At 71.9% G+C, this 23,929-nt stretch carries 19 protein-coding genes; 12 read left to right on the forward strand and 7 right to left on the reverse strand.

Annotated features, from left to right (window positions below; translation table 11 throughout):
• Positions 1 to 49: 49 nt before the first annotated feature.
• The 4 genes from ACQBAS_RS12585 to ACQBAS_RS12600 all read left to right on the forward strand — a co-directional run bounded on the left by ACQBAS_RS12585 (position 50) and on the right by ACQBAS_RS12600 (position 4,206).
• Positions 50 to 1,327, forward strand: a complete 1,278-nt coding sequence (locus tag ACQBAS_RS12585) for a saccharopine dehydrogenase family protein (protein ID WP_427384129.1) — start codon at positions 50 to 52, stop codon at positions 1,325 to 1,327.
• A gap of 90 nt (positions 1,328 to 1,417) precedes the next feature.
• A complete protein-coding gene (locus ACQBAS_RS12590) occupies positions 1,418 to 2,617 on the forward strand; it encodes an LLM class flavin-dependent oxidoreductase (protein ID WP_427384130.1) in 1,200 nt (399 codons plus the stop codon).
• Positions 2,617 to 3,309, forward strand: coding sequence for a CE1759 family FMN reductase (locus tag ACQBAS_RS12595; RefSeq protein ID WP_427384131.1), 693 nt, complete (start codon positions 2,617 to 2,619; stop codon positions 3,307 to 3,309). The genes ACQBAS_RS12590 and ACQBAS_RS12595 overlap by 1 nt, the downstream gene beginning before the upstream one ends.
• Positions 3,310 to 3,396: 87 nt before the next feature.
• On the forward strand, positions 3,397 to 4,206 hold the full coding sequence (locus ACQBAS_RS12600; protein WP_427384132.1) for a PIG-L deacetylase family protein: 810 nt from the start codon (positions 3,397 to 3,399) through the stop codon (positions 4,204 to 4,206).
• Between the two features lie 24 nt (positions 4,207 to 4,230).
• Here ACQBAS_RS12600 and ACQBAS_RS12605 read toward each other — a convergent pair whose 3' ends face one another.
• The 3 genes from ACQBAS_RS12605 to ACQBAS_RS12615 are packed head-to-tail and all read right to left on the reverse strand — an operon-like array spanning position 4,231 to position 6,564.
• The gene (locus ACQBAS_RS12605; RefSeq protein ID WP_427384133.1) at positions 4,231 to 4,941 is read right to left on the reverse strand and encodes a histidine phosphatase family protein; all 711 of its coding nucleotides are present in this window, start codon (positions 4,939 to 4,941) and stop codon (positions 4,231 to 4,233) included.
• A 4-nt stretch (positions 4,942 to 4,945) separates the two neighbouring features.
• Positions 4,946 to 5,752: an SDR family NAD(P)-dependent oxidoreductase gene (locus ACQBAS_RS12610; RefSeq protein WP_427384134.1), complete on the reverse strand. Its 807-nt coding sequence runs from the start codon at positions 5,750 to 5,752 to the stop codon at positions 4,946 to 4,948.
• Positions 5,749 to 6,564, reverse strand: a complete 816-nt coding sequence (locus ACQBAS_RS12615; RefSeq protein ID WP_427384136.1) for a crotonase/enoyl-CoA hydratase family protein — start codon at positions 6,562 to 6,564, stop codon at positions 5,749 to 5,751. Before ACQBAS_RS12615 ends, ACQBAS_RS12610 begins: the two co-directional genes overlap by 4 nt.
• Before the next feature lie 68 nt (positions 6,565 to 6,632).
• On the opposite strand from ACQBAS_RS12615, the gene ACQBAS_RS12620 reads away from it, so the two are divergent.
• The 3 genes from ACQBAS_RS12620 (at position 6,633) to ACQBAS_RS12630 (ending at position 10,264) form a co-directional block, all read left to right on the forward strand.
• Positions 6,633 to 7,787 (forward strand): lactonase family protein, encoded by a 1,155-nt coding sequence (locus tag ACQBAS_RS12620; protein WP_427384137.1) that lies wholly within the window; start codon positions 6,633 to 6,635, stop codon positions 7,785 to 7,787.
• Positions 7,784 to 8,872, forward strand: a complete 1,089-nt coding sequence (locus tag ACQBAS_RS12625; protein WP_427384138.1) for an SGNH hydrolase domain-containing protein — start codon at positions 7,784 to 7,786, stop codon at positions 8,870 to 8,872. Before ACQBAS_RS12620 ends, ACQBAS_RS12625 begins: the two co-directional genes overlap by 4 nt.
• Positions 8,873 to 8,998: 126 nt before the next feature.
• Positions 8,999 to 10,264, forward strand: a complete 1,266-nt coding sequence (locus ACQBAS_RS12630) for an ATP-grasp fold amidoligase family protein (RefSeq protein WP_427384139.1) — start codon at positions 8,999 to 9,001, stop codon at positions 10,262 to 10,264.
• 94 nt (positions 10,265 to 10,358) lie between these two features.
• On the opposite strand, the gene ACQBAS_RS12635 is transcribed toward ACQBAS_RS12630, so the two are convergent.
• The gene (locus tag ACQBAS_RS12635) at positions 10,359 to 12,980 is read right to left on the reverse strand and encodes an MMPL family transporter (RefSeq protein ID WP_427384140.1); all 2,622 of its coding nucleotides are present in this window, start codon (positions 12,978 to 12,980) and stop codon (positions 10,359 to 10,361) included.
• A 264-nt stretch (positions 12,981 to 13,244) separates the two neighbouring features.
• Between ACQBAS_RS12635 and ACQBAS_RS12640 the strand changes: the two genes are divergently transcribed.
• Entirely contained in the window at positions 13,245 to 14,483 is a 1,239-nt protein-coding gene (locus ACQBAS_RS12640; RefSeq protein ID WP_427384141.1) for an MFS transporter, read from the forward strand.
• Between the two features lie 166 nt (positions 14,484 to 14,649).
• Positions 14,650 to 17,367, forward strand: coding sequence for a pyruvate, phosphate dikinase (ppdK, locus tag ACQBAS_RS12645; protein ID WP_427384142.1), 2,718 nt, complete (start codon positions 14,650 to 14,652; stop codon positions 17,365 to 17,367).
• 3 nt (positions 17,368 to 17,370) lie between these two features.
• Here the strand turns inward: ppdK and ACQBAS_RS12650 are convergent, their stop codons facing one another.
• Entirely contained in the window at positions 17,371 to 17,775 is a 405-nt protein-coding gene (locus ACQBAS_RS12650; protein WP_427384143.1) for a DUF1801 domain-containing protein, read from the reverse strand.
• A 258-nt stretch (positions 17,776 to 18,033) separates the two neighbouring features.
• On the opposite strand from ACQBAS_RS12650, the gene ACQBAS_RS12655 reads away from it, so the two are divergent.
• Complete coding sequence (locus ACQBAS_RS12655; protein WP_427384144.1) at positions 18,034 to 20,127, forward strand: NAD(+) synthase; 2,094 nt, start codon at positions 18,034 to 18,036, stop codon at positions 20,125 to 20,127.
• Between the two features lie 34 nt (positions 20,128 to 20,161).
• Here the strand turns inward: ACQBAS_RS12655 and ACQBAS_RS12660 are convergent, their stop codons facing one another.
• A complete protein-coding gene (locus ACQBAS_RS12660) occupies positions 20,162 to 21,130 on the reverse strand; it encodes an alpha/beta hydrolase fold domain-containing protein (protein WP_427384145.1) in 969 nt (322 codons plus the stop codon).
• A 29-nt stretch (positions 21,131 to 21,159) separates the two neighbouring features.
• Here ACQBAS_RS12660 and ACQBAS_RS12665 point away from each other — a divergent pair, with 29 nt between their 5' ends.
• Positions 21,160 to 22,104 carry an alpha/beta fold hydrolase gene (locus tag ACQBAS_RS12665; protein ID WP_427384146.1) on the forward strand — a complete coding sequence of 315 codons (945 nt, stop codon included), beginning with the start codon at positions 21,160 to 21,162 and terminating at the stop codon, positions 22,102 to 22,104.
• Here the strand turns inward: ACQBAS_RS12665 and ACQBAS_RS12670 are convergent.
• Entirely contained in the window at positions 22,097 to 22,381 is a 285-nt protein-coding gene (locus ACQBAS_RS12670; protein WP_427384148.1) for an HGxxPAAW family protein, read from the reverse strand. The genes ACQBAS_RS12665 and ACQBAS_RS12670 overlap by 8 nt on opposite strands.
• 82 nt (positions 22,382 to 22,463) lie before the next feature.
• Between ACQBAS_RS12670 and ACQBAS_RS12675 the strand changes: the two genes are divergently transcribed.
• Positions 22,464 to 23,909 (forward strand): flavin-containing monooxygenase, encoded by a 1,446-nt coding sequence (locus ACQBAS_RS12675; protein WP_427384149.1) that lies wholly within the window; start codon positions 22,464 to 22,466, stop codon positions 23,907 to 23,909.
• The last annotated feature ends 20 nt before the right edge of the window (positions 23,910 to 23,929 follow it).

Genomic DNA, 23,929 nt, shown 5'->3' on the forward strand with positions numbered 1-23,929 from the left:
GTCGCCCCCACGCCCGAATCCGCGAGCCGGAGCGACCTAGGGTGGAGGCATGGACACCCGTGAGTTCGACCTCGTCCTCGTCGGCGCGACCGGCTTCGTCGGGCGGCTGATCACCGATCACCTTGCTCGGTCCACCCCGCCGGGCACGAAGATCGCCCTCGCCGGGCGATCGAGCGAGCGCCTCGAGTCGCTCCGGGAGGGCCTGTCCGGCGAGGCAGCGACCTGGCCACTCCTCGTCATCGACACCCTCGACGAGGCCGCCGTCGGCGAGCTGGCCGCCCGCACGCGCGTGGTCGCGACGACCGTCGGGCCCTACCAGCGCTATGGCGTCCCCCTCGTCATGGCCTGCGCCAACGCGGGCACGCACTACTGCGACCTCACCGGTGAGGTCCTCTTCGTCCGTCGGGTCATCGACTCCTGCCACGACGTCGCGGAGCGCACCGGCGCCCTGATCGTCACGGCCTGCGGCTTCGACTCCATCCCCTCGGATCTGTCCGTCTGGGCCACGGCCGCGGCGGCGAAGGCGGCCGGTGACGGCGAGCTGACCGAGACGACCCTCTTCGTCCGGCGCCTGCGCGGCGGTCTGTCCGGGGGCACCATCGACTCGGCCCGCCAGCAGGCCATCGACATGGGCACCGACGGCGAGGCCAAGCGCATCGTGACCGACCCCTACGCGCTGAGCCCCGATCGTCAGGCCGAGCCTCGCCGGCGCCCGGCGGCCGGCGAGTCGAGCGCGCCAGCAGGCATCCCCGGCCGTCTGGCCGCGGTGTCGCGACGCCTGCCGGTCACGCGCGGGAGCGATGGACACTGGACGGGCCCCTTCGTCATGGCCGCCTTCAACACCCGCATCGTGCGCCGGTCCAACGCCCTGCTCGGCTGGGCCTACGGCCGCCACTTCCACTACCGCGAGGTGCAGGACTTCGGGACCTCGCGGTCGGCGCCCGCCAAGGCGCTCGGTACCTCCGCGGCGCTCGCCGGGGTCCTCGGCGGACTCTCCTTCGCGCCGACCCGTCGCCTGCTCGACGACCGGCTCCCGAAGCCGGGCCAGGGCCCGAGCGCCGAGGAGCGGCGGCGCGGGCGCTTCACCATGGAGGTCCTCGCCGAGACCACGTCGGGGGCGACCCACCGCACGACCTTCGGTGCCCGACTCGACCCCGGTTACGAGGGGACGGCCGTCATGTTCGGCGAGGCCGCGCTGTGCCTCGCACTCGACCGGGACCGACTCACCGACCGTGGCGGGGTGCTCACGCCGGCGACGGCCATGGCGGCGCCGCTCGCGGACCGCCTTCGTGCGCAGGGGTTCACGCTGGAGTCGACCCGCGACTGAGCGTTGACGGCGGGACCAGCGGAATGCGACGAGCGGTCGCGTCGTTGGCATATATAGTTGAACATTCAACGGTCACCCAAGGAGCGCAGCATGCAGTTCGGCATCTTCACGGTCGGAGACGTCACGACCGACCCCACCACCGGGCGGACCCCGACCGAGCACGAGCGCATCCGGGCGACCGTCGCCATCGCGAAGAAGGCCGAGGAGGTCGGGCTCGACGTCGTCGCCACGGGTGAGCACCACAACCCGCCCTTCGCCGCCCCCGCGAACCCCACCGTCCTCATGGCGCACCTCGCCGCCCAGACCGAGCGGATCATCCTCTCGACGGCGACGACCCTCATCACGACGAACGACCCGGTCCGCCTCGCCGAGGACTACGCCTATGTCCAGCACCTCGCCGGGGGACGCGTCGACCTCATGATGGGCCGCGGCAACACCGGCCCCGTCTACCCGTGGTTCGGCAAGGACATCCGGCAGGGCATCGCCCTCGCCGTCGAGAACTACGCGCTGCTGCACAAGCTGTGGCGCGAGCAGGACGTCAGCTGGTCGGGCCGGTTCCGCACCCCCCTCGAGGCCTTCACCTCGACGCCGCGACCGCTCGACGGCATCCCGCCCTTCGTCTGGCACGGCTCCATCCGCTCCCCCGAGGTCGCCGAGCAGGCCGCCTACTATGGCGACGGCTTCTTCCACAACAACATCTTCTGGCCGATCCAGCACACGCGCCAGATGGTCGAGCTCTACCGGCGCCGCTTCGAGCACCACGGCCACGGCCCGGCGGACACGGCGATCGTCGGCCTCGGCGGGCAGGCCTTCATGGCCCGCAACAGCCAGGACGCCGTCCGGCAGTTCCGGCCCTACTTCGACAACGCGCCGGTCTACGGGCACGGGCCGTCGCTGGAGGAGTTCACCCGTCAGACACCGCTCACCGTCGGCTCGCCGCAGCAGGTCATCGAGCGCTACCTGACGATGGCCGACGAGGTCGGTGACTACCAGCGCCAGCTCTTCCTCCTGGACCACGCCGGCCTGCCCGTGACCACCGTCTTCGAGCAGCTCGAGTTCCTCGGTGGCGAGGTCGTCCCCGTGCTCCGCAAGGAGCTCGAGGCCCGGCGTCCCGCGCACGTGCCGAGCGACCCGCCCACCCACGCGTCGCTGCTCGCAGCCGCCACGGCCGACACCGGTGCGGGTGCGCGGTCCGAGCACGAAACCTACGCCCACGAGACCTACGGGCACGGCGTCGCCGGGCTCGCCGACGACGTCACCGGCGCGAGCCCGGCGGGAGCGGGGGCCTGATGCGCCGTGTCGTCGTCATCTCCGCCGGGCTGCGCAAGCCGAGCTCGACCCGCTTGCTCGCGGACCTGCTGGGGGACGCCTCCGCACGTGCCCTGCGAGACCTCGGCGAAGAGGTCGAGGTGGAGGTCGTCGAGCTGCGCGACCACGCCCACGACCTGACCAACGCCCTCCTGTCCGGCTTCGCCTCCGAGGAGCTCCAGGGCGTGCTCGACCGGGTCGCGCACGCCGATGGCCTCATCGCCGTCACCCCAATCTTCAGCGCGAGCTACAACGGACTCTTCAAGTCGTTCTTCGATGTCCTCCCCGAGGGCGGCCTGCACGACAAGCCCGTGCTCCTCGGCGCGACGGCCGGGACCGCACGGCACAGCCTCGCCCTCGAGTTCGCCGTCCGTCCGCTCATGGCCTACCTGAAGGCGGACACGGTCAGCACGTCCGTCTTCGCCGCCAGCGAGGACTGGGGCGCGACCGCCGGGGCGGGTCAGAGCCCTGCCGCGTCCGAGGGCACCGACGGCGCCATCGACGACAGTGCCCGCGACACGGCGACGCAGGCCGCCCACGGCAGCCTGCGCGCACGGGCGATCAGGGCGGGCGCCGAGTTCGCGGCCGAGGTCCACGCCCGCGGCGACGTCGTCGTGCCGGACGAGTTCGCGGTCGTCGACTTCACCGAGCTGCTCCGCGGCGCCGGGGACTGACCCGACGGGACCAGTCCCCTTCCGCTGCCGCCCCTACGAATCGCCGGGCCTCCGCCGAGTGCCCCCTCCCTGCAGGAGAATGTCCGCATGCCCACCGTCGTCTTCGTCCACGCCCATCCCGATGACGAGGCGAGCCAGACCGCCGGCACCATGGCGCTCCTGGCGCGTCAGGGCCACCGCGTCGTCAACGTCATCGCCACCAACGGCGACCACGGCGCCGCCCTGGCGGGCCTGGCCGACGGCGAGACCGTCGCCGACGTGCGGCGGCGCGAGGCCATCGCGAGCGCCGAGGTCATCGGGATCCACCGTGTGGCCTGGCTCGGCTACGCGGACTCGGGCATGACCGGCTGGGAGCAGAACCACCACCCGGGCGCCTTCATGGGCGCGGACCTCGACGAGGCCGCCCACCGCCTCCGCGCCGTGCTCGACGACGAGGACGCGGACGTGTTGATCGGCTACGACTGGCACGGCGGCTATGGCCACCCCGACCACATCAAGGTCCACCACGTCGTCCACCGGGCCGCGGACCTCGCCGCCCGCCGGCCGCGCGTCCTCGAGTCGAGCATGAACCGCGACCACGTCCGTCGCGGATGGGAGGCCTCGCGCGCCCAGGCCGCCGAGATGGGGATGGACCCGGACGCGATGAACGACTTCGACCCCGACCGCCCGATGGACGACGGCAACCCGCTCGGTCAGCCCGAGACCGAGTTGCACCACCGCGTCGACGTCCGCGAGCTCATCGAGGTCAAGCGAGCGGCTCTGGCCGCCCACGCCAGCCAGAGCGACGCCGCCGGCATGCTCCAGATCCCGATCGACTTCTTCCGTGAGGGCTTCGGGTGGGAGTTCTACGCCGAACCCGGCCGGGAGCCCGGCCTGACCGACGGCCTCCCCATCTGAGCCTGACGGCCGCACGCCACCGCGTCAGCGGCGGGTGACGAGTTCGGGGTTCCCCTCGGTGAGGTGGGCGTGGTCGTTGAGCGTCACGAGGCGCAGGCCGCGGCCGTCGCCGAGCCCGTGATCGGCAAGTTCGAGGGTCGTCACGCCCGTGTTGACGAGCACCTTGTTCACGGCGATCCACGTCTCCGTGGGGCCGCTGAGCAGGCGGGCGCAGATCCGCGAGATGACGCCGGCCGACGTGACGACGACCGCCGTGCCACCGTCGGGCACCGCCCCGGTCAGCCGTTCGAGCGCGTCGTCGACCCGGGCGCAGAACGCCTCGAACGACTCCACGTAGTCGCCGGGATGCTCCCCGCGGGTCCACCGATCCATGGCCGTCAGGAACATGTCGTGGAAGGCGACCCGCGGGTGGAAGGTGCGCGCCAGGTCGGCCTTCATGAGGACCATCGACCGATAGGCGGGCTTGTGTGCCGCGATGACCCCCATGTGATCGAACTCGGCGAACCCGGGATCCGGGGTCGCCTCCCCCGTCCACCCGGCCGCCGCCGCCGCGGCCTGGGCCGTCTGCTCGTGGCGGCGCATCGAGCCGGTCACGAGCAGATCCGGGCGGACGCCGCGCGCGGCCAGGGCCTCGCCGAGGACCGCACCCTGACGCATCCCGAGCGGCGAGAGGTTGTCGTACTCGCGCTTCCCCCAGGACGCCTGCCCGTGGCGGACGAGGTGGATGACGGTCACGTCGTCAGCGCCGCAGGCCGGCGAACCCGCGACTCGTCAGCCGCCGCGCCGCCACGTCGAGGGCCAGGTTGTAGACGGGGAGCGCGAAGCGGCGAATGCGCCAGGCCACCTGCCCGTCGACGTCGGTGAGGATGATCCGACGGTGGCGCGCGATCCCCTTCACCGTCCGGCGGGCGACGGTCTGCGCGCTGCGCGGGGCGCCGTCGATGAGGTGGCGAGCCATCGACTCCAACTCCTCGTCGTCGTTGTCCAGCGAATCCGCGAGCGACGTCCGGAAGAAGCTGGGGCAGATCGCCGAGACGATGACGCCTCGCGGCGCGAGCTCGTGCGACAGGCTGTCGGACAGCGCGACGACGCCGGCCTTGACCGTGTTGTAGGCGGACATCCGTGGGGCGTGGACGAGCCCCGCGAGCGAGGCCACGTTGGCGATGTGTCCGGAGCCCTGCGCGATGAACATCGGCGCGAAGGCGTGACAGCCGCGGGCGACGCCCAGCAGGTTGACGTCGGTGATCCGCTCCCAGTCCTCCATGGAGGTGCTCTCGATGGCGCCACCGACGATGATCCCCGCGTTGTTGACGAGGAGGTCGAGGCCGCCCCACTGCGCCAGGAGCCACTCGCGTGCCCGCTCCCAGTGCGCGTCGTCCCGGACGTCGAGCTGCAGGTAGTCGGCCCCGGCCGGAACGCCGGCCGGCCGCTCCGCCGCGAGGTCGGCGCCCAGGACCCGTGACCCGGCCGCGAGGTATTCCTGCGCGAGCGCCTGGCCGAAGCCCGACGCCGCACCCGTGATGAGGACTCGTGCCGGCGTCGTCATCGGGGGATCACTCCCGCCCGCTCGTGGTAGGCCGGTTCCGCGGCCCCCTTCGTCAGGGCCGCCGCGCGGGCGACCTTCGCGTTGCGGCCGAAGAGGAGGCGCAGCTGCTCGATCCGCTCCCGGGCGAAGACTCGGCGGGCCGAGGCCCCCGGTGCCGCGAGGAAGAGGCGCTTCGACGCCGCGAGCGCGTCGGGCGACCGGGTCAGGAGGGTGTCGACGAGTTCGGCTGCGGCGGCATGCGGGTCGTCGGCGACCCCCGACGCCAGGCCGTAGTCGTACGCGGCCCTCCCGTCGAAGATCTCGCCGGTCATCGTCAGCCGCTTGGCCAGGTCGAGCCCGACCTGCTCGGTGAGTGACCGGATGCCGCTCATGTCGGGGATGAGCCCCCACTTCGCCTCGAGCACCGACCAGCGGGCGTCCGGCGTCGTGTAGCGGAAGTCGGCACCCATGGCGATCTGCAGTCCGCCGCCGAGGCAGTTGCCGGTGACGGCGGCGACGACGGGGACGGGCATGCGGCGCCAGACCCAGCACGACTCCTGGAAGACGTTGGTCCCGCGCCGCGGGTCGGGGACGAACCCGAGGACGAGCGACGAAGGGCGCTTGAGGACGGTCGCGAAGTCGAGCCCGGCACAGAAGGAGTCACCCTCCCCCGAGAGGATCACGGCCCGCAGCGACCGGTCGGCGCTCAAGCGCCGCCCTGTGTCGGCGAGGTCGCGGAGCATCGGCAGCGTCAGCGCATTGAGCTTGTCGGGTCGGTCGAGGCGGACGTGAGCGACACCCGCGTCCACCGTGGTCGAGATGTTGCTCGTCATGAGTCCAGTCTGACAGTCGCACGCGCTCCGGGACCCCCGTACGGGCCTCTCCATGCCACGCTGGTCGGGTGACCTCTCCCACGCCGCCGGTGCCCGACGTCGATCCGCGGGCCGAGCGCCTGCTGTGGGTCGGCGGCTACACCCCGGAGATGGGTGGGACCGCGCCCGGCCTGACCGCATGGGTCGTCCCGAGCGACGTCGGACCCTCCCGGCCGCCCCGTCGGGTCGCCGTGGTCCCCGGTGATTCCCCGAGTTACGTCGTCGCGGCGGAGGGGCTCGTCGTCGCGGCGCACGAGACCACGCCCGGCCGCGTGTCGGCGACGCGTCCGGGCTCGAAGGAGCCGCTCAGCGTCACCGTCGACGCCGGCGGCGAGGGCCCCGCCCACGTCGCCGTGGCCGGAGGCCATGCCGTCCTCGCCCACTACGCCGGGGGCAGCGTCAGCGCCGTCGAGTTGTCGGCCGACGGCCGCCTCGGGGAGGTCACGGGGTCGGTCACCTTCGCGGGGAGCGGACCGCACCCGGACCGGCAGCGGAGCGCGCACCCGCACCAGGTCGTCGTCGACCTCGGCGGCGGCGAGGGCACCGACAGCGGCGAGCACACCGACGGGCACGATCTGCTCGTCGCCGACCTCGGCACCGACCGGATCCACCGGGTGCGGCTCGCCGCAGACGGATCCCTCACCGACCTGGACGACCCGATCGTCCTGCCCGCCGGCTCCGGGCCGCGCCATCTCGTGCGCACGGGCGACCTCGTGGTCGTCGTCTGTGAGCTGACGAGCAGCCTGTGGGTCGCCCGGCGCGAGGACGGGTCGTGGCACGAGACGGACCACCGCTCGACGCTTGCGAAGCCCCTCGAGCCGGGATGGACCTCGGATGCCGGGGTCGGCAACCTGCCCGCCGCGATCTGCCTCGTCGAAACGGGGCCGGGCACCACGCCCGACGCCACCGTGCTCGTCACGAATCGCGGCGCCGACACGGTGGCCGTCTTCACCCTCGATCGCGCGTCGGGGACGGTCCACTGCACGGGTGACCTGCCCGCCGCCGGCACGTGGCCGCGCGACGCCCTCGTCGACGGCGACCTGCTCTGGGTCGCCAACGAGCGCAGCGACGGCGTCGCGGCCCTGCGCTGGCGCCTCGGCGACGACGCACCGGCCGGCGCGCGCCTCGGGGACGTCGTGGCACGCATCGACACCGGTTCGCCGACGGGTCTCGCGCTGACATGAGCAGGATCGTCGGACACCTCCCCCGAGGGCGTGCGGGGCGCGTCCTCGCTGCCGTCCTGGTCGTCGTCGCGCTCGTCGCGGCCACGATCCTCGCCGCCGTGGCGCTCCGCTCGCCGGGTGACGAGACCACGAAGGCGCCACCGGCGACCTCGGCGACCTCGGCGACCAAGACCCCGAGCACCGAGACCGCGAGGGGGGCCCTCGCCCTCGTGCGTGACCCGGCGGCGCGGGCGTGGCAACTGCGCCCCGACCCCGCGGCCGCCGTGACGACGACGGGGCCCCTCGTCCCGGATCCGGAGCACGCGCCCGGGGATCGCGGCCCCGCCTACGGCCGCGACTGCCAGGTGGCACCCGACGTCGTGGCGGTACCCACGGGTGAGCGGTGCACCTTCGGCGACGTCGACGGCGCGACGGAGGTCGCCATCGTCGGGGACTCCAAGATGCTCCAGTGGCTCCCGGCCCTGGACGTCATCGGACGGACCGAGGGCTGGCGCCTGCGCGTCCTGACGAAGTCCGCCTGTGGCTTCACCAACGTCGGCCAGTACGCCGAGTGCGTCCGCTACAACAAGGCCCTTCGCACGCACCTGCTGACGAAGGCGAACCGTCCGGACCTCGTCATCACGTCCCTCGGCGACCGCCCCAGCGATCGCCTCGCCGCCAGCCTGGCGCGGAATCTCTCCGCCCTCGAGGACGCGGGCGCCACGATCGTCCTCCTCGCCGACAACCCGGCACCCGACGCGGGCCAGGTGCCCACCCCCACGGAGGCCGGGGTGGGATTGGTCCTGGGCTGCGTGCGGGACCATCCCGACGACTGGAGCGTCTGCACCTATCCGCGCAACGACGGCCGGGGCACCCGCATCCTCCGGTCCGCGGCGGACGACCTCGCCCGGGCCGCCTTCGTCACCGTCAACGAGTGGATCTGCCCGACGCCGCGGTGTCCCGCCGCCGTCGGCGGGACCCTCGTCTATCGCCAGGGCACCCACCTGACCGCGAGCTACGTCGCCTCGCTGGCCCCCGCCCTGCACCGGGCCCTCCTCAACGCCGGTGTCGGCGAGGCCGAGCCGATCCCCCCTTCCCTCGGTTGAAAGCGCCATTCCCGACAAACGCGACGAGTCGCAATCGCTCGCTCCGGCGCACGACCCCGATCGCCGCCCGCCGCGGTTACGGTGGTCGCACTGCCGATGCTCGTCGGTAGGAGGCAAGGGGAGATCATGGGGCAGATTTCGACGTCCAATTCCGAGACGGATCGGGACGCGACGACGACGGATCCGGGGCGCGGTGGTGCTCCGCTGCGCGCCCGTGCGCGTGACGCGGCCCGGCGACTGCCACCCCTGGCCTGGCGCGATGCCCGCATCGCCGAGCTGCGTGACGAGCGCGACGCGCTCCGAGCGCGACTGAGCGCCCTCGAGGCCGACAACCGGACCCTCAAGGCGCAGCTGCGGGAGGTCCCCCGGCAGCGGGACGAGGCCGCGGCCGTCGCCGAGGGGGTGGCCACCGGTCGACGACGGGCCTCCTTCGGGGCGCACCTGCACGCCGACCGACGCACCTTCAGCCTCGATCGGGCCGCCCTCCTGGCCGACCCGACCCTCGCCGACGCACCCCGCCGCGCCTTCATGCACATGCTCAAGGCGTATCAGTTCGCGCAGAGCCACGGGGTCGCCGTCCCCGAGATCCACGGCGTCTGGGCCCGGCTCGAGGACATCGACTGGGATGCCCTCCCGGACCGTTTCGTCCTCAAGTCGGTCAAGGGCTTCAGCAGCCAGGGCGTCTACCCGCTGCAGCGCATCCCGGGCGGCTTCGAGGTCATCGGCAAGGCCGGACTGCGCACGCCCCCGGACCTCACCCGGGCGCTCAAGGGTCGAGAGGCGACTCGTCGGATCCAGGCGCCGTACTTCGCGGAGGAGGTCCTCGAGGAGGCGGGCCACCCCGGCGCTCTCCCGATGGACATCAAGCTCTATGCCTTCTATGGCGAGGTCGGGCACGTCCTGCTCCGACAGATGTCGGAGCACGCCAACCTCCGCACGGCCCACTGGCAGTATCTCGACCGCGACGGCAGGGACCTCGGCGACATCACCGAGGGGCGCACGCTCAACCCCGACCTCACGGCGCCCGCGAACCTCCCCGCCTTCGTCGAGATCGCCGAGCGACTATCCGTGGCCGTGCCCACCCCGATGATCCGGGTCGACCTCTATGACACGCCCAAGGGCATTTACATGGGCGAGATGACGGTGCTGCCGGGCGGGCGCCAGCACTACCGCGACGACCACGACGAGCGACTCGGGCGGATGTGGGAGCGTGCCGACGCGCGACTCCAGCACGACCTGACGAAGGGGCGCCCCTTCGCCGTGCTGCACGGCGACCACCCCGTGACCGTCATCGCCGAGCCGCCCGACAGCGACGCCACGCCGGACCTCGGCGACCCCCAGCAGCCCCTCATCACGGAGGCGGCAGGGGTTGGGGACGGCCAGGGCAGTTGAAGGGACACGGATCAGTGAAGTGACACAGATCAGTGAAGTGACACAGATCAGTGAAGTGACACAGACCCCGCCGCAGGACTGACGGGGCCGGGGCTCACGCCCGGGCGGGTTCGTGCTCCCGGGCGTCGTCGGTGGTCACGACCGACGGGTCCTCCGTGGCCGGCTCGTCGCCCTCGAGAAGGGCCGACAGGCGCGTGCCCTCCACGTCGAGGTCGGGCATGACGCGCTTGAGCCACGCAGGCATCCACCACGCCCGCTCCCCGAGCATGTGCATGACGGCCGGGGTGAGCGTCATCCGGACGAGGAAGGCGTCCACGAGCACGCCCACCGCGAGGCCGAAGCCGATCGGCCGGATCATCGTCATGTGGGCGAAGACGAACCCGCCGAAGACGCTGATCATGATGATGGCCGCGGCGGTGACGACACGGGCGCCGTGTCTGAAGCCCTGGCGGACGGCGAGTCGGGCCGGGGACCCGTGGGCGTGGGCCTCACGCATGCCCGACACGAGGAACATCTGGTAGTCCATCGCCAGACCGAAGAGCACCCCGATGAGGATGATCGGCATGAAGGGCAGGATCGGCCCCGGGTCGTGCACGTCGAGCAGTGAGCCGAGCCAGCCCCACTGGTAGACGGCCACGGCGGCGCCGAAGCTCGCCGCGACGGAGAGCAGGAAGCCGGCCGTCGCCAGGAGCGGCACGATGACGGACTGGAAGACCGCCACGAGGAGCAGCAGCGAGAGCCCGATGACCACCGCGAGGTAGATCGGCAGGGCGTCGGCGAGCCGCTGGGAGATCTCGAGGTTGGCGACCGTCATCCCCGTCAGCCCGACCTCGGAGGCCCCGGAGGCCTCGGCGATCGCGTTCAGGTTGCCGCGCACGTGGACGACCGTGTCCGAGGTCGCCTGCTCCGCCGGCCCGGTCGCGGGGAGGACCTGGAAGGCAAGCGTGTCGCGGTCCTTGCTGACGCCGAAGGGGATGACGTGCTCGACGCCGTTGACGTGGGTCAGGCGGGTGCCGATGAGGGCCTGCTGGTGGGTGACGGCACTCCGGCCGAGCGGCTCGTCGAAGGACGCCACGAGCACGATCGGGCCGTTGCTCCCGGCGCCGAAGTGCTCGGCCGTCTGCTGGTAGGCGGCATACGCCGTCGAGTCGACCTCCTGGGCCGAACCGTCGGGCAGGCCGAGGCGCAGGGAGGCGGCCGGGATGGCCGTGACGGCCACGATGGCCAGCACCCCGAGGACCGCGGCCCACGGGTGACGGGTCACCGCGGTGACCCAGGCGCCGTGGTCGCTGCTCTCGTGGGCCTCGTCCCCGTCGACGTCGACGATGCTGCCGACGTTCGACTCCTGCGTGACATGGGCCCGCGGGTCGGTGACGCCGACCCGGCGCCAGCCACGACGACTGACGACGCGCGAACCCATCAGGCGCAGCACGGCCGGGACCATGGTGATGGCCACGGCGACGGTCATGGCCACCGTCCCGGCCGCCACGAAGCCCATCTGGCCCAGGATCGGGATGCCCGTGAGGGACAGGGCCCCGAGCGCGATGATGACCGTCGCCCCGGCGACGATGACGGCGTTGCCCGCCGTACCGACGGCGCGACCGATGGACTGGTGGAGCTCCATGCCTGCGAGCAGCTGGGTGCGGTGCCGGTTGACGATGAAGAGGGCGTAGTCGATGCCCACGGCGAGGCCGAGCATGAGGGCCAGGGCGGGGGTCATCGAGTTCATCTCGAAGGCGAAGGTCGCCGCCATCGCGGCGGCGAGGCCGGTCCCGACGCCGAGGAGCGCGACGAGGATCGGCAGGCCGGCCGCGATGAGCGACCCCAGCACGATGACGAGCACGAGGGCGGCGAAGGCGAGACCGATCACCTCACCCATGCCGATGAGCGAGTTCTCCTGGGTGATCTCGACGCTGTAGTCGGCCACGACGCCGGCGTCGGCCAGTCGCTCGCCGAGCTCGGGCACCTGGGCGCGGACCTCGGGGGCGATGGAGTTGGTGTCCTCGGTGAACTGGACCTGGGCGAGCGCCCAGGCACCGTCCTTCGACACGAACCGCTGCCCGTTGACCATGTCGGACAGGGCGACACCCTCGTCGTACCGGGCCTGACCGGCGGCCAGCTTCTTCTCGGCCGCGTGCAGGTCCCACTTCGCCTGGTTGAGCTTGGCGCGACCCTCGGCGACGAGGACGCGCACTCGGGCCAGGCCCGGGTCGTCGGGGTAGTCGTCGCGCAGCAGGAAGATCCAGCCACGACCCTCCTCGAGTTGGTCCTCACCGTCGTGCACCTTCTCCCAGCCCGCGTCGATCTGGCGCTGCCCGTCGTCAATCTGCTTCTTCGCGTCGACGAGCTGCTGGTTTCCGTCGTCGATGGTGGCCTGGTTGACGAAGGGGTCCTGGACGGCGGTCACGACGTCGAGGTCGGTCCACTCGCCGAAGACGGCCTTGATCTCCTTCTGCTGCGCCGCGGTGAAGGGCTTGCCGTCCTCCGTGTGCAGGACGACCGTGCCCATGCCGCCGGCCGCCTCGGGGATCTCGGACTTGAGCCGATCGGCCACCGCGACGAAGTCACTGCCGGGGATGGTGATGACGCTCGTCAGTTTCGAGCCGAAGCCGAGCGCGGCTCCTCCGAGCGCGAGCAGCACGACGACCCACGCGACGATGGTCGCGGCGGCGTGCCGCGCGCACCACCTGCCGAGGCGGTAGAGGGCGATGGCCATGGACGTTCCCCTTGCATGTCGAGCGTGTGTGTCGAGCGACGTCTCCGAGCATCGTCGCGTCGAGTCGTCCCACGGTCGGTCTTCTACATCTGTAGTGCCGTGCCTCCAGAGTGACAGACGCGGGCCTCTCAATGCAAGATGCGGCGCCGCTCCGGCCCGGCGGGAATGCGGGCCGTCCCGCCGGTGTTGAGCCGGGGAGCTGCCGTCGTCGCCAGTGGTCCCCGCGCGCGCACGCGCGCCCCTCCCCGAGCCCGAGAGGCCACCTTGACGACCGACGCCCCCACGACCGCCCGAACGCTCGACCCCGACGCCCCCGCCGCGCCGGCCGACCACGCGGCGTTCGCGACCTTCGCCCTCATCCTCGGTGGCTTCGCCATCGGCACCACCGAGTTCGTCACGATGGGGCTGCTCCCGGAGATCGCCGACGGCGTGCAGGTCACCATCCCGGAGGCAGGGCACGCGATCTCCGCCTACGCCATCGGCGTCGTCATCGGCGCCCCCCTCATCGCCGCCTTCGGCGCCCGACTCCCCCGCCGCGGGCTGCTCGTGACCCTGATGGCCCTCTTCGCGCTCGGCAACGCGGCGACCGCGCTCACCTCCACCTATGGCGGCCTCATCGTCGCCCGTCTGCTCACCGGGCTGCCGCACGGCGCCTTCTTCGGCATCGCCTCGCTCGTCGCCGTCGACATGGTGCGTCGCGGGCAGGGCGGTCGCGCCGTCAGTCGCGTCATGCTCGGCATCCCGTTCGCCAACGTCGTCGGCGTCCCCGCCGCGACCTGGCTCGGACAGAACCTCGGTTGGCGGACGACCTTCGCCATCGTCGCCGTCATCGGCGTCGTCACCGCGGCCCTCGTCTTCGCGTCCGTCCCGCGGACCCGCGGCGACCTCGAGGCCACGGTCATGCGCGAGCTGCGCGCCTTCCACAACGTGCAGGTCTGGCTGACGCTGCTCGTCGGCGCCGTCGGCTTCGGCGGCATGTTCGCCATGTACTCCTACATCGCGCCGCTGCTGCGGAACGTCACCGGCGTCGGCGAGAGCGCGGTCCCCCTCTTCCTGCTCGTCTACGGCGTCGGCGCGGTCATCGGGACGGTCATGAGCGGGCGGCTCCTGGAGTGGTCGCTGATCAAGACCCTCGTCATCAGCCTCCTCGGCACCGGCGCGTTGCTGGCCGTCCTCACCGTCACCGCGCACAGCCCGATCCCCGCGGCCCTGACGATCTTTGCCATCGCCCTCACCGTGTCCTGGCTCGTCGTGGCCCTCCAGGTGCGGCTGATGATCGTCGCCGGCGAGGCCCGCGGGCTCGGCGCCGCGAGCAACCACGCGTCGCTCAACATCGCCAACGCCCTGGGCGCGTGGCTCGGCGGCGTCGTCATCGCCCAGGGCCATGGCTGGATCGCCCCGATCTGGGTCGGTGTCGGCCTCTCGATCGGCGGCGCCCTCATCCTCGCGCTCTCGCTCTGGCTGCGTCGCCGCGAGCAGCGGAGCCTCACCTCCGGGGACTGAGCGCCCCGCTCCCGTGGAGTCGATCACACTACCGATCGGTCACCCGCCGGGAATTCAAGCGTTCCGCCGCGGCACCCCCTCCGTGCCGGTCGGAGTGGCATCTCGCAGCCCTGCGGGATGCCACGATGGCTGGACCACACCCCCGGCGCCAGGAGGCAGGTCCGCCATGACTCAGTACGTCCACATGTTCAGCGACGGAGATCGCGATCAGAAGGACCTACTCGGTGGGAAGGGGGCGAACCTGGCGGAGATGGTCAAGCTCGGCCTGCCCGTGCCGCCCGGCTTCACCATCACGACCGAGGCCTGCCGCGCCTACCTGACCGTCGGGAAGGTGCCGCCCGAGGTGCGTGTCGAGGTGACCCAGCGCCTGCGTGACGTCGAGGACCTCATCGGCCGCACCCTCGGCGACTCCGAGGAGCCGCTGCTGCTGTCCGTCCGGTCCGGCGCCAAGTTCTCCATGCCGGGGATGATGGAGACGGTCCTCAACGTCGGGCTCAACGACGACACCGTGCACTCGCTGGCCGCCTTCGCCGGGGACGAGCGCTTCGCGTGGGACTCCTACCGGCGTCTCATCCAGATGTTCGGCAAGACAGTCCTGGACATCGACTCCGAGCACTTCTCCGACATCCTCGAAGCGCACAAGGTGGCGGCCGGGGTGACGGCGGACGTCGAGCTCTCCGCCGACCACCTCAAGCAGGTCGTCGCCGACTTCAAGCAGGTCGTCGAGCGCGAGACCGGCTCCCCCTTCCCGCAGACGCCCCGGCGCCAGGTGGACATGGCCATCGAGGCCGTCTTCCGCAGCTGGAACACCGAGCGCGCCCGCCTCTACCGTCGCCGCGAGCGCATCGCCGACGACCTCGGCACCGCCGTCAACGTCCAGGCCATGGTCTTCGGCAACCTCGGCGAGACGTCCGGCACCGGTGTCTGCTTCACGCGCGACCCCTCCTCCGGTCACTCCGGCGTCTACGGCGACTACCTCCCCAACGCCCAGGGTGAGGACGTCGTCGCCGGCATCCGCAACACGCTCGCGCTGACGGACCTGCAGGAGCGCGACCCCGCGGCCTACAAGGAGCTGCGCACCGCGATGCGTCGCCTCGAGACGCACTACCGCGACCTGTGCGACATCGAGTTCACCATCGAGCGCGGCACCCTGTGGATGCTGCAGACCCGCGTGGGCAAGCGCACGGCCGGGGCCGCCTTCCGCATCGCGACCCAGCTCGTCGACGAACAGCTCATCACCATGAACGAGGCGCTCGAGCGCGTCACCGGCGAGCAGCTCGGCCAGCTCCTCTTCCCGCAGTTCGACAAGGACGCCGAGCGCATCCACATCGCCACCGGCATGGGCGCCTCGCCCGGCGCCGCCGTCGGTGGCGTCGCCTTCGACAACGCGAGCGCCGTCGCGCGCCAGGAGTCGGGCCTGCCCGTCATCCTCGTGCGCCGGGAGACCTCCCCCGAGGACCTGCCCGGCATGATCGCCGCCGCCGGTGTCCTCACGGCCCGCGGCGGCAAGACCTCGCACGCGGCCGTCGTCGCCCGCGGCATGGGCAAGTGCGCCGTCGTCGGCGCCGAGGACCTCGTCGTGGACGTCGCCGCGAAGGAGATCCGCGTGGGTGAGCACGTCATCCACGAGGGCGACACCATCGCCATCGACGGCAAGACGGGTGAGGTCTTCCTCGGCGACGTCAGCGTCGTCGACTCCCCCGTGATGACCTACATCTCCGAGGGCGTCGAGGCCGCCGTCGCCCACCTCGACGACGAGGAGACCCGCGAGCTCGTCGAGGCCGTGCACCGCCTTCTCACCCACGCCGACGAGGTCCGCCGCCTGCGGGTGCGCGCCAACGCCGACACCGGCGAGGACGCGCAGCGCGCCCGCGACCGGGGCGCGGAGGGCATCGGCCTGTGCCGCACCGAGCACCAGTTCCTCGGCGAGCGCCGCACCCAGATCGAGCGCGTCGTCCTCGCGAAGGACGACACCGAGCGCGACGCGGCCCTGGCCGAGCTGCTCCCGGAGCAGATCGGCGACTTCATCGACCTGCTCACCGCGATGGACGGCCTGCCGACGACGATCCGGCTCATCGACCCGCCGCTGCACGAGTTCCTGCCCGACCTCACCGACCTCTCCGTGGCCGTCGCCCTCGCCGACGAGCGCGGCGAGACCGGCGAGGAGGTCGAGCGCAACCGGGCGCTGCTCGAGGCCGTGCGAGCCACGCACGAGTCCAACCCGATGCTCGGCCTGCGCGGCGTGCGGCTCGGCCTGAAGATCCCCGGGCTCTTCGCCCTGCAGATCCGCGCCATCGCCGAGGCCGTCGTCCGCCTGCGCGCCGAGGGCAAGGACCCGCGTCCCGAGATCATGGTCCCGCTCATCGGGTCCAACCGTGAGCTCGTCATCGTCCGTCGCCAGGCGGAGGAGATCCTCGCGGAGGTGGCCGAGGCCACCGGCCAGTCGCTCGACATCCCGATCGGCTGCATGATCGAGCTGCCGCGTGCGGCCCTGACGGCCAACCGCATCGCCCAGACGGCCGACTTCTTCTCCTTCGGCACCAACGACCTGACCCAGACGACGTGGGGCTTCTCCCGCGACGACGTGGAGACGGCGTTCTTCCCGAAGTACCTCGAGAACGGCGTCCTGACGATCTCCCCCTTCGAGACCCTCGACGCCCTGGGCGTCGGCGAACTCGTGAAGATCGGCATCGAGAAGGGCCGCTCCACCAAGCCCGGGCTCAAGGCCGGCGTCTGCGGCGAGCACGGTGGCGACCCCGAGTCGATCCACTTCTTCAACGCCGCCGGACTCGACTACGTCAGCTGCTCCCCCTTCCGCGTCCCGGTCGCGCGGCTGGAGGCCGGCCGGGCCGTCGTGCTCACGGACGAGGTCGGCACCCGCTGAGGGCTAAGCGCCGGACCAGGCCCGCTCGACCAACTCCGTCAGCACCCCTTCGTCGACGTCGGACAACCGCTTGACATAGAGGCAGCCCTTGCCCGTCGTGTGCGTCCCGAGACGGTCGAGCAGGTCGGCATTGGAGCCGTAGGCGGTCAGGCCATAGAGCGTGAGCGCGGCCTTGCGCGGGGCGAGGCCGATGCGGAACCACTCGCGCTCCCGGCCGTCGGCGGTCGTGTACGGCCGGGTGCCGAACCCGATCATCGACCCCCAGACCACCGGCTCGACGCCCGTGACCCGACTCATGAGCGCCAGCACGCTCTCGGCGTCGGCGCGGCGCCGCTCGCTGGTCACCGCGGCCAGGACCTCGTCGGTGGACGCGTCGGTGGGCTTGGTCTTCCGGTCGTCGGCCTGCATGGGCCTCACCGTAGACCCGGACCGGCGGCGGGCCCCCCTTCGGTCGAGTTTGGGACATCAGGTGTCCATTACTCGGGGCGGCGGCCGTGAGCCGGGTGCTTCACCCGACAAAGGTGCGCTTCACCCGACATGCGAAGTCGGGTACGGCTGCGAATATCGGGTGACCCGATACTGGCGGTGAGGAAGAGACGGGATTGGCACCCGCTGAGGCGCACTGGGGGTCGCATCGTGCGGCCCGGGGCTGGATAGGGTCGCCCCATGACGGCCAGCGACCCCCGCGACTTCCGCAACCTCTACCGGCACGGCTTCGCCCGGGTCGCTGCGTGCACCCTTCCGGTGACGATGGCGGACCCCTTCGCCAACGCCGAGGCGATCCTCGACCGGGTGCGCCACGTCGGCGAGCAGGGCGCGGCCATCGCGCTCTTCCCCGAGCTCAGCCTGACCGGCTACGCCATCGACGACCTTCTCCTGCAGGACGTGCTGCTGCGCGACGCCGAGTCGGCCCTGGTCCACCTCGCCGAGCAGACCGCGGACCTGCTGCCGCTCGTCGCCGTCGGCGCCCCCCTTCGCCACCGGAACCGGCTCTACAACTGCGCCGTCCTCATCCACGGCGGCGAGATCGTCGGCATCGCCCCCAAGTCCTACCTGCCCAACTACCGCGAGTTCTACGAGAAGCGGCACTTCGCCTCCGGCGCCGGCATCGTCGACGAGTGGTTCCGGCCGACCTTCGCCATGGGCGACGCGGCGGAGCTCCTCGACGGGGTCCCCTTCGGCACCGACATCCTCGTGCACGTCGACGACGTCCCGGGGCTCGTCGTCCACGCCGAGGTCTGCGAGGACATGTGGGTCCCGATCCCGCCCAGCCACGAGGCCGCGCTCGCGGGAGCCACCGTCCTGCTCAACCTCTCCGCCTCCCCCATCACCGTCGCGCGCGCCGACGACCGGCACCTGCTTGCCCGCTCGGCCTCGATGCGCTGCAACGCCGCGTACCTCTACGCCGCCGCGAGCGAAGGGGAGTCCAGCACCGACCTGTCGTGGGACGGCCAGACGATGGTCTACGAGGGTGGCGACCTCCTCGGCGAGTCCGAGCGCTTCCCGTCCGGCCCGCGCGAGACCCTCGTGGACATCGACATCGACCGGCTGCGGCAGGAGCGAGTGCGCCAGGGCACCTTCGACGACAACGGGGTGGCGCTGGGCATCGGCACCGACGCGGCGCCCTACCGCGAGGTCCACCTCGACCTCGAACCCCCGACCGGTGACCTCGGGCTCATGCGCCGGCTCGACCGCTTCCCCTTCGTGCCCGACGACGAGGCCCGCCTCGCCCAGGACTGCTACGAGGCTTACAACATCCAGGTCTCCGGGCTCGAGCAGCGGCTGCGCGCCATCGGCCAACCCAAGATCGTCATCGGCGTCAGCGGCGGGCTCGACTCGACCCACGCGCTCATCGTCGCGGCAAAGGCGATGGACCGGCTCGGTCGCCCCCGCACCGACATCATCGGCTTCACCATGCCCGGCTTCGCGACGAGCGACGGCACCAAGAGCAACGCCGTGCACCTCATGGAGTCGCTCGGGATCACCTTCGAGACCCTCGACATCCGCCCGGCGGCCACCCAGATGCTCACGGACCTCGGGCACCCCTTCGGCCGCGGGGAGGAGGTCTACGACGTCACCTTCGAAAACGTCCAGGCCGGCCTGCGCACCGACTACCTCTTCCGCGCCGCCAACCAGCGCGGCGGCATCGTCCTCGGCACCGGGGATCTCTCCGAGCTCGCGCTCGGCTGGTGCACCTATGGCGTCGGCGACCAGATGAGTCACTACGCGGTCAACACCGGGGTGCCCAAGACGCTCATGCAGCACCTCATCCGCTGGGTCGTCAGCAGCGGCCAGTTCGACGGGTCCGTCAACGAGACACTGACCGAGATCCTCGATCAGGAGATCAGCCCCGAGCTCGTCCCGACGAAGGAGGGCGAGCCGATCCAGTCGACCGAGGCGTCCGTCGGTCCCTACCCGCTCCAGGACTTCACCCTCTTCCACGTCCTGCGTCGCGGCGACCGGCCCAGCAAGATCGCCTTCCTCGCCATGCACGCCTGGTCGGACGCGAGCGTCGGCGAGTGGCCCCCCGGCTACCCCGAGGACGAGCGCGTGGCCTACGACCTGCCGACGATCCGCCACTGGCTCGAGGTCTTCATCAAGCGCTACTTCGCCAATCAGTTCAAGCGGTCGGCGCTGCCCAACGGCCCGAAGGTGCTGTCCGGGGGGTCGCTGTCACCGCGCGGCGACTGGCGCATGCCGTCGGACGTCGGGTCGGCCCGCTGGCTCGCCGAGCTCGACGAGAACGTGCCCGCCAGCTGACGGACCGCAGGGCCCGCCGCCTGGCCTGACCGCATCAGGCCAGGCGGTCGTGCACCCACGCGGCGATCTCCGCGTGCGCGTGCCGCGCCTCAGGGATCGCCTCACCGTAGAAGGCGTGCCACATGCCCTCCCAGACGCGCAGGTCGACCGGCGCCCCGGCCTCCCGCAGTCGCCAGTAGAGCCGCACGCAGCCGGACAGGTAGAGGTCGCGCGTCCCCGTCGTGATCAGGGTCGGCGGCACGTCCGGCCCGTAGTCGCCGTGCACCGGCGAGAGCAGCGGATCGGCGAAGGGGGCCCCAGCGGCGTAGGCCCGCGCGGCCCGGTCGCACGAGCGGCGCCACTGCAACGACGGGTCACGCCCCTCGTTGCCCTCGTCGCTGTCACCGCTGGGGGTCAGGTCCACCCACGGCGTCAGCAGGACGAGGGCGGCCGGGAGCGGCGATCCCTCCTGCCGGAGCCGTTGGAGGAGGGCGAGGGCGAGGCCCCCACCGGCAGAGATCCCGGCCAGAACGACCCGGCCGCCGTGGCACTCGAGGAGCGCGCGGTAGGTCACGAGCGTCGCCTCGACCGGGCCGGGGTGGGGCGTCTCCGGGGCGAGCGGGTAGGCGATCGATCGGACCGGCAATCCCGTCGCGTCGGCGAGCGACATCGACAGGGCGTCATGCGCCACGCCGACGACGTAGGCGCCGCCGTGGAGGTAGACGACGTGGTCCGCGTCGACGGCGTCCGCCACGGTGCGCAGATGCTCGGGCGCGGACCGCGGCAGGATCGACACGACCTCGAGACCGGCGACGCGCTCGGTGGTCACGTCGCGCGTCAACGCCTCGGTCAGGGCAGCGATCCTCGGCGCCCGGTCGATCAACGCCTGCGCTCGGCTGCGGCGGACGACGCCGCGAAAGCGCCTGCGCGGGAAGGGGGTCGGTGCGTTGTCCCGGATGAGGGCCTGCGCCGCTGCACTGACGGTGGTGGGTGCGGACTGGTCGCGGCGGCGGCGCTTCAGCACGGCTTCCTCATCTGGGCGAGACTACCCGCATGACCTCCACTGGCACCTCCCGGTGGGTCGACCTCGAGGGCGGCCCGATCCACTTCGTCGATCACGGCGGCAACCCCACCGGGCCGCCGATCGTGCTCGTGCACGGACTCTCCGGCAACCACCTCAACTGGGACGACCTCGCCCCACTGCTGACGAGTCGCGGCCGGGTCCTCGCTCTGGACCTCATCGGCCACGGCCGGACCCGCGCGCACGGTCGGAGCGCCGATGTGCACCGCAACCGTCGCGTGCTCGACGGCTTCCTGCGTGAGGTCGCGGGCGAGCCCGCGGTGGTCGTCGGCAACTCGATGGGTGGCCTGATCACGCTCATGCAGCTGACCCAGGCGCCCGAGACGGTGCGTGCCGCCGCCCTCATCGACCCGGCGCTCCCGCTCTCCCTCGGCGGGCGACCGGAGACACCGGTGCTGGCCTTCTTCGCGGCCTGCGGCATCACACCGCTGGGTCGTCGGATCCTCGCCTCGGGTCGCGGCCGGGACATCGAGCTGATGGTCAAGCGGCAACTCAACATCGTCATGAGCGACCGGACCCGGATGTCACCCGAGCTCTACGCCGCGCACGTGGCGCTCGCGACGGAGCGGGCCGCCTTCGCGGACGAGGCGGACCAGTCCGTGCTCGAGGCGACGAAGTCCCTGCTCCTCGTCATGGCCCGGCTGGATCGCTATCGGCGGGCCATCCGGCGCGTGACGACGCCGACGTTGCTCATCCACGGCACGGATGACCGGCTCGTGCACGTCGGGCAGGCGAAGGAGGCCGCGCGGCTCAACCCGGCGTGGGAGTTGCGGATCGCCGACGGCCTGGGTCACGTGCCGATGATGGAGGACCCGGCGTGGACCGCGCGCGAACTCACACGGTGGCTCGACGCCCTCGACGAGCGGGGAGCAGCGGACGGCCTGATGGAGTCGGCCGCCGGGGGTGGCGTCAGTTGATGCCGGCGACCGGTCGATCGGAATCGGGCGCGTCCTGGAGGACGTCGGTGCTCTCGCCGTGGCGAATCGTCGTGCTGCCGAAGCCCATGAGGTTGAGCACGTAGCCGGCGATCACGCCGATCAGCACAATGACCCAGCCGGCGATGAAGAGGGGCCAGCTCAGGACGACGGCGCTCCAGGACATCACGGCGAAGCCGACCATGAGGATGCCGACGGCGGTCCAGAGGGCGACGGAGTGCCCGTGACCCAGTTCGTGGGTGTCGTGCGAGGTGCTCATGGGCTCATCCTCCCGCCCCCGTCGCGCTTCGTGCAAACGCCGACCAGCCACCGTCCGGCGCGGGCTGTGGTGGGATGACGGCATGGAGCATCATGACGTCGTCGTCGTGGGCGCCGGCCTCTCCGGCATCGGTGCCGCGTGCCGACTGGAGCAGGACCGTCCCGGCACGCCCTACGTCATCCTCGAGCGCCGCGAGGCCATGGGTGGCACGTGGGACCTCTTCCGCTATCCGGGCGTCCGCTCGGACTCCGACATGTACACCCTCGGATACCCCTTCCGGCCGTGGCAGCGACCCGAGGCGATCGCGTCCGGCGAGGCGATCCGCGAGTACCTGCACGACACGGCCGCCGCCTACGGCGTCGTGGACAAGGTGCGGTTCTCCACGACCGTCGTCGCGGCCGACTGGTCCGAGGCCGACGCGCGCTGGACGCTGACGCTGCGGACGCCGAAGGGGGAGGAACGCCTGAGCACCTCCTTCCTCTACCTCTGTGCGGGGTACTACGACTACGAGCGACCGCACACCCCGACGTGGCCGGGCCAGGAGGACTTCGCCGGCGAGGTCGTGCACCCGCAGTTCTGGACGGACGACATCGACCACGCCGGGAAGCGCGTCGTCGTCATCGGCTCCGGCGCGACGGCCGTGACCCTCGTGCCCGCGATGGCCCAGACGGCGACGCACGTCACGATGCTCCAGCGCTCTCCCACCTGGATGACGATCATGTCGGAGGGCGGGCTCGCGCCGGGGATCTCGCGGGTCCTCCCGAAGCGGGCCGCCCATGCCCTCAACCGCCAGGTCTCGCTCGCGCTCAACACCGGCTTCTACCAGCTCAGCCGGCGCTCACCCCGGGCGGCAGCGGCCTACCTCCGGCATGGCCTGCGGCGTGCGCTGCACGGTGACGAGGCCGCCCTGCGCGAGCACTTCACGCCGCGCTACAACGTGTGGGACCAGCGGTTGTGCGTCGTCCCGAACGCCGATCTCTTCCGCGCCATGCGCGCCGGGACCGCGTCGGTCGTCACGGACACGATCGATCGGTTCGTGCCCGAGGGGATCAGGCTGACGTCGGGGCGCGTGCTCGAGGCCGACCTCATCGTGACCGCCACGGGGCTGCGGATGCTGGCCGGCGGCGGTGTCGCGATCACGCTCGACGGCGAGCCCGCCCGGATCGAGGACCGCTTCGTGTATCGCGGGACGCTGCTGTCCGGGATCCCGAACGCGGCCATCTGCATCGGCTACATCAACGCCTCGTGGACGCTGCGCTCCGACCTCGCGACCCGCTACGTGCTGCGTCTGCTCGACCACATGCGCGAGCACGGCCTCGCCGTCGCCCGGCCGCGGACCCCGACCGGGCTGGAGGAGCGTCCCCTGTTGGACCTCTCGTCGGGCTACGTCGAGCGCGCCGACGGGATGTTCCCCAAGCAGGGCACGCGCGACCCGTGGTCGTTGCGCCCGACCTACGCCCTGGACCGAGCCACGATGCTGCGTGGTGACGTCACGACGGAGATGGACTTCGTCCCCGCCCGCACCTGACACGGACATCGCCTTCATCC

Source organism: Janibacter zhaoxuefangae (assembly GCF_050271985.1).
Lineage (GTDB): Bacteria > Actinomycetota > Actinomycetes > Actinomycetales > Dermatophilaceae.

Bases quoted from the DNA above. Each gene is read 5' to 3' on its own strand.
- ACQBAS_RS12585 (WP_427384129.1), top strand. From the start codon at position 50: ATGGACACCCGTGAGTTCGACCTCGTCCTCGTCGGCGCGACCGGCTTC.
- ACQBAS_RS12590 (WP_427384130.1), top strand. From the start codon at position 1,418: ATGCAGTTCGGCATCTTCACGGTCGGAGACGTCACGACCGACCCCACC.
- ACQBAS_RS12595 (WP_427384131.1), top strand. From the start codon at position 2,617: ATGCGCCGTGTCGTCGTCATCTCCGCCGGGCTGCGCAAGCCGAGCTCG.
- ACQBAS_RS12600 (WP_427384132.1), top strand. From the start codon at position 3,397: ATGCCCACCGTCGTCTTCGTCCACGCCCATCCCGATGACGAGGCGAGC.
- ACQBAS_RS12610 (WP_427384134.1), bottom strand. From the start codon at position 5,752: ATGACGACGCCGGCACGAGTCCTCATCACGGGTGCGGCGTCGGGCTTC.
- ACQBAS_RS12615 (WP_427384136.1), bottom strand. From the start codon at position 6,564: ATGACGAGCAACATCTCGACCACGGTGGACGCGGGTGTCGCTCACGTC.
- ACQBAS_RS12625 (WP_427384138.1), top strand. From the start codon at position 7,784: ATGAGCAGGATCGTCGGACACCTCCCCCGAGGGCGTGCGGGGCGCGTC.
- ACQBAS_RS12630 (WP_427384139.1), top strand. From the start codon at position 8,999: ATGGGGCAGATTTCGACGTCCAATTCCGAGACGGATCGGGACGCGACG.
- ACQBAS_RS12635 (WP_427384140.1), bottom strand. From the start codon at position 12,980: ATGGCCATCGCCCTCTACCGCCTCGGCAGGTGGTGCGCGCGGCACGCC.
- ppdK (WP_427384142.1), top strand. From the start codon at position 14,650: ATGACTCAGTACGTCCACATGTTCAGCGACGGAGATCGCGATCAGAAG.
- ACQBAS_RS12650 (WP_427384143.1), bottom strand. From the start codon at position 17,775: ATGCAGGCCGACGACCGGAAGACCAAGCCCACCGACGCGTCCACCGAC.
- ACQBAS_RS12655 (WP_427384144.1), top strand. From the start codon at position 18,034: ATGACGGCCAGCGACCCCCGCGACTTCCGCAACCTCTACCGGCACGGC.
- ACQBAS_RS12665 (WP_427384146.1), top strand. From the start codon at position 21,160: ATGACCTCCACTGGCACCTCCCGGTGGGTCGACCTCGAGGGCGGCCCG.
- ACQBAS_RS12670 (WP_427384148.1), bottom strand. From the start codon at position 22,381: ATGAGCACCTCGCACGACACCCACGAACTGGGTCACGGGCACTCCGTC.
- ACQBAS_RS12675 (WP_427384149.1), top strand. From the start codon at position 22,464: ATGGAGCATCATGACGTCGTCGTCGTGGGCGCCGGCCTCTCCGGCATC.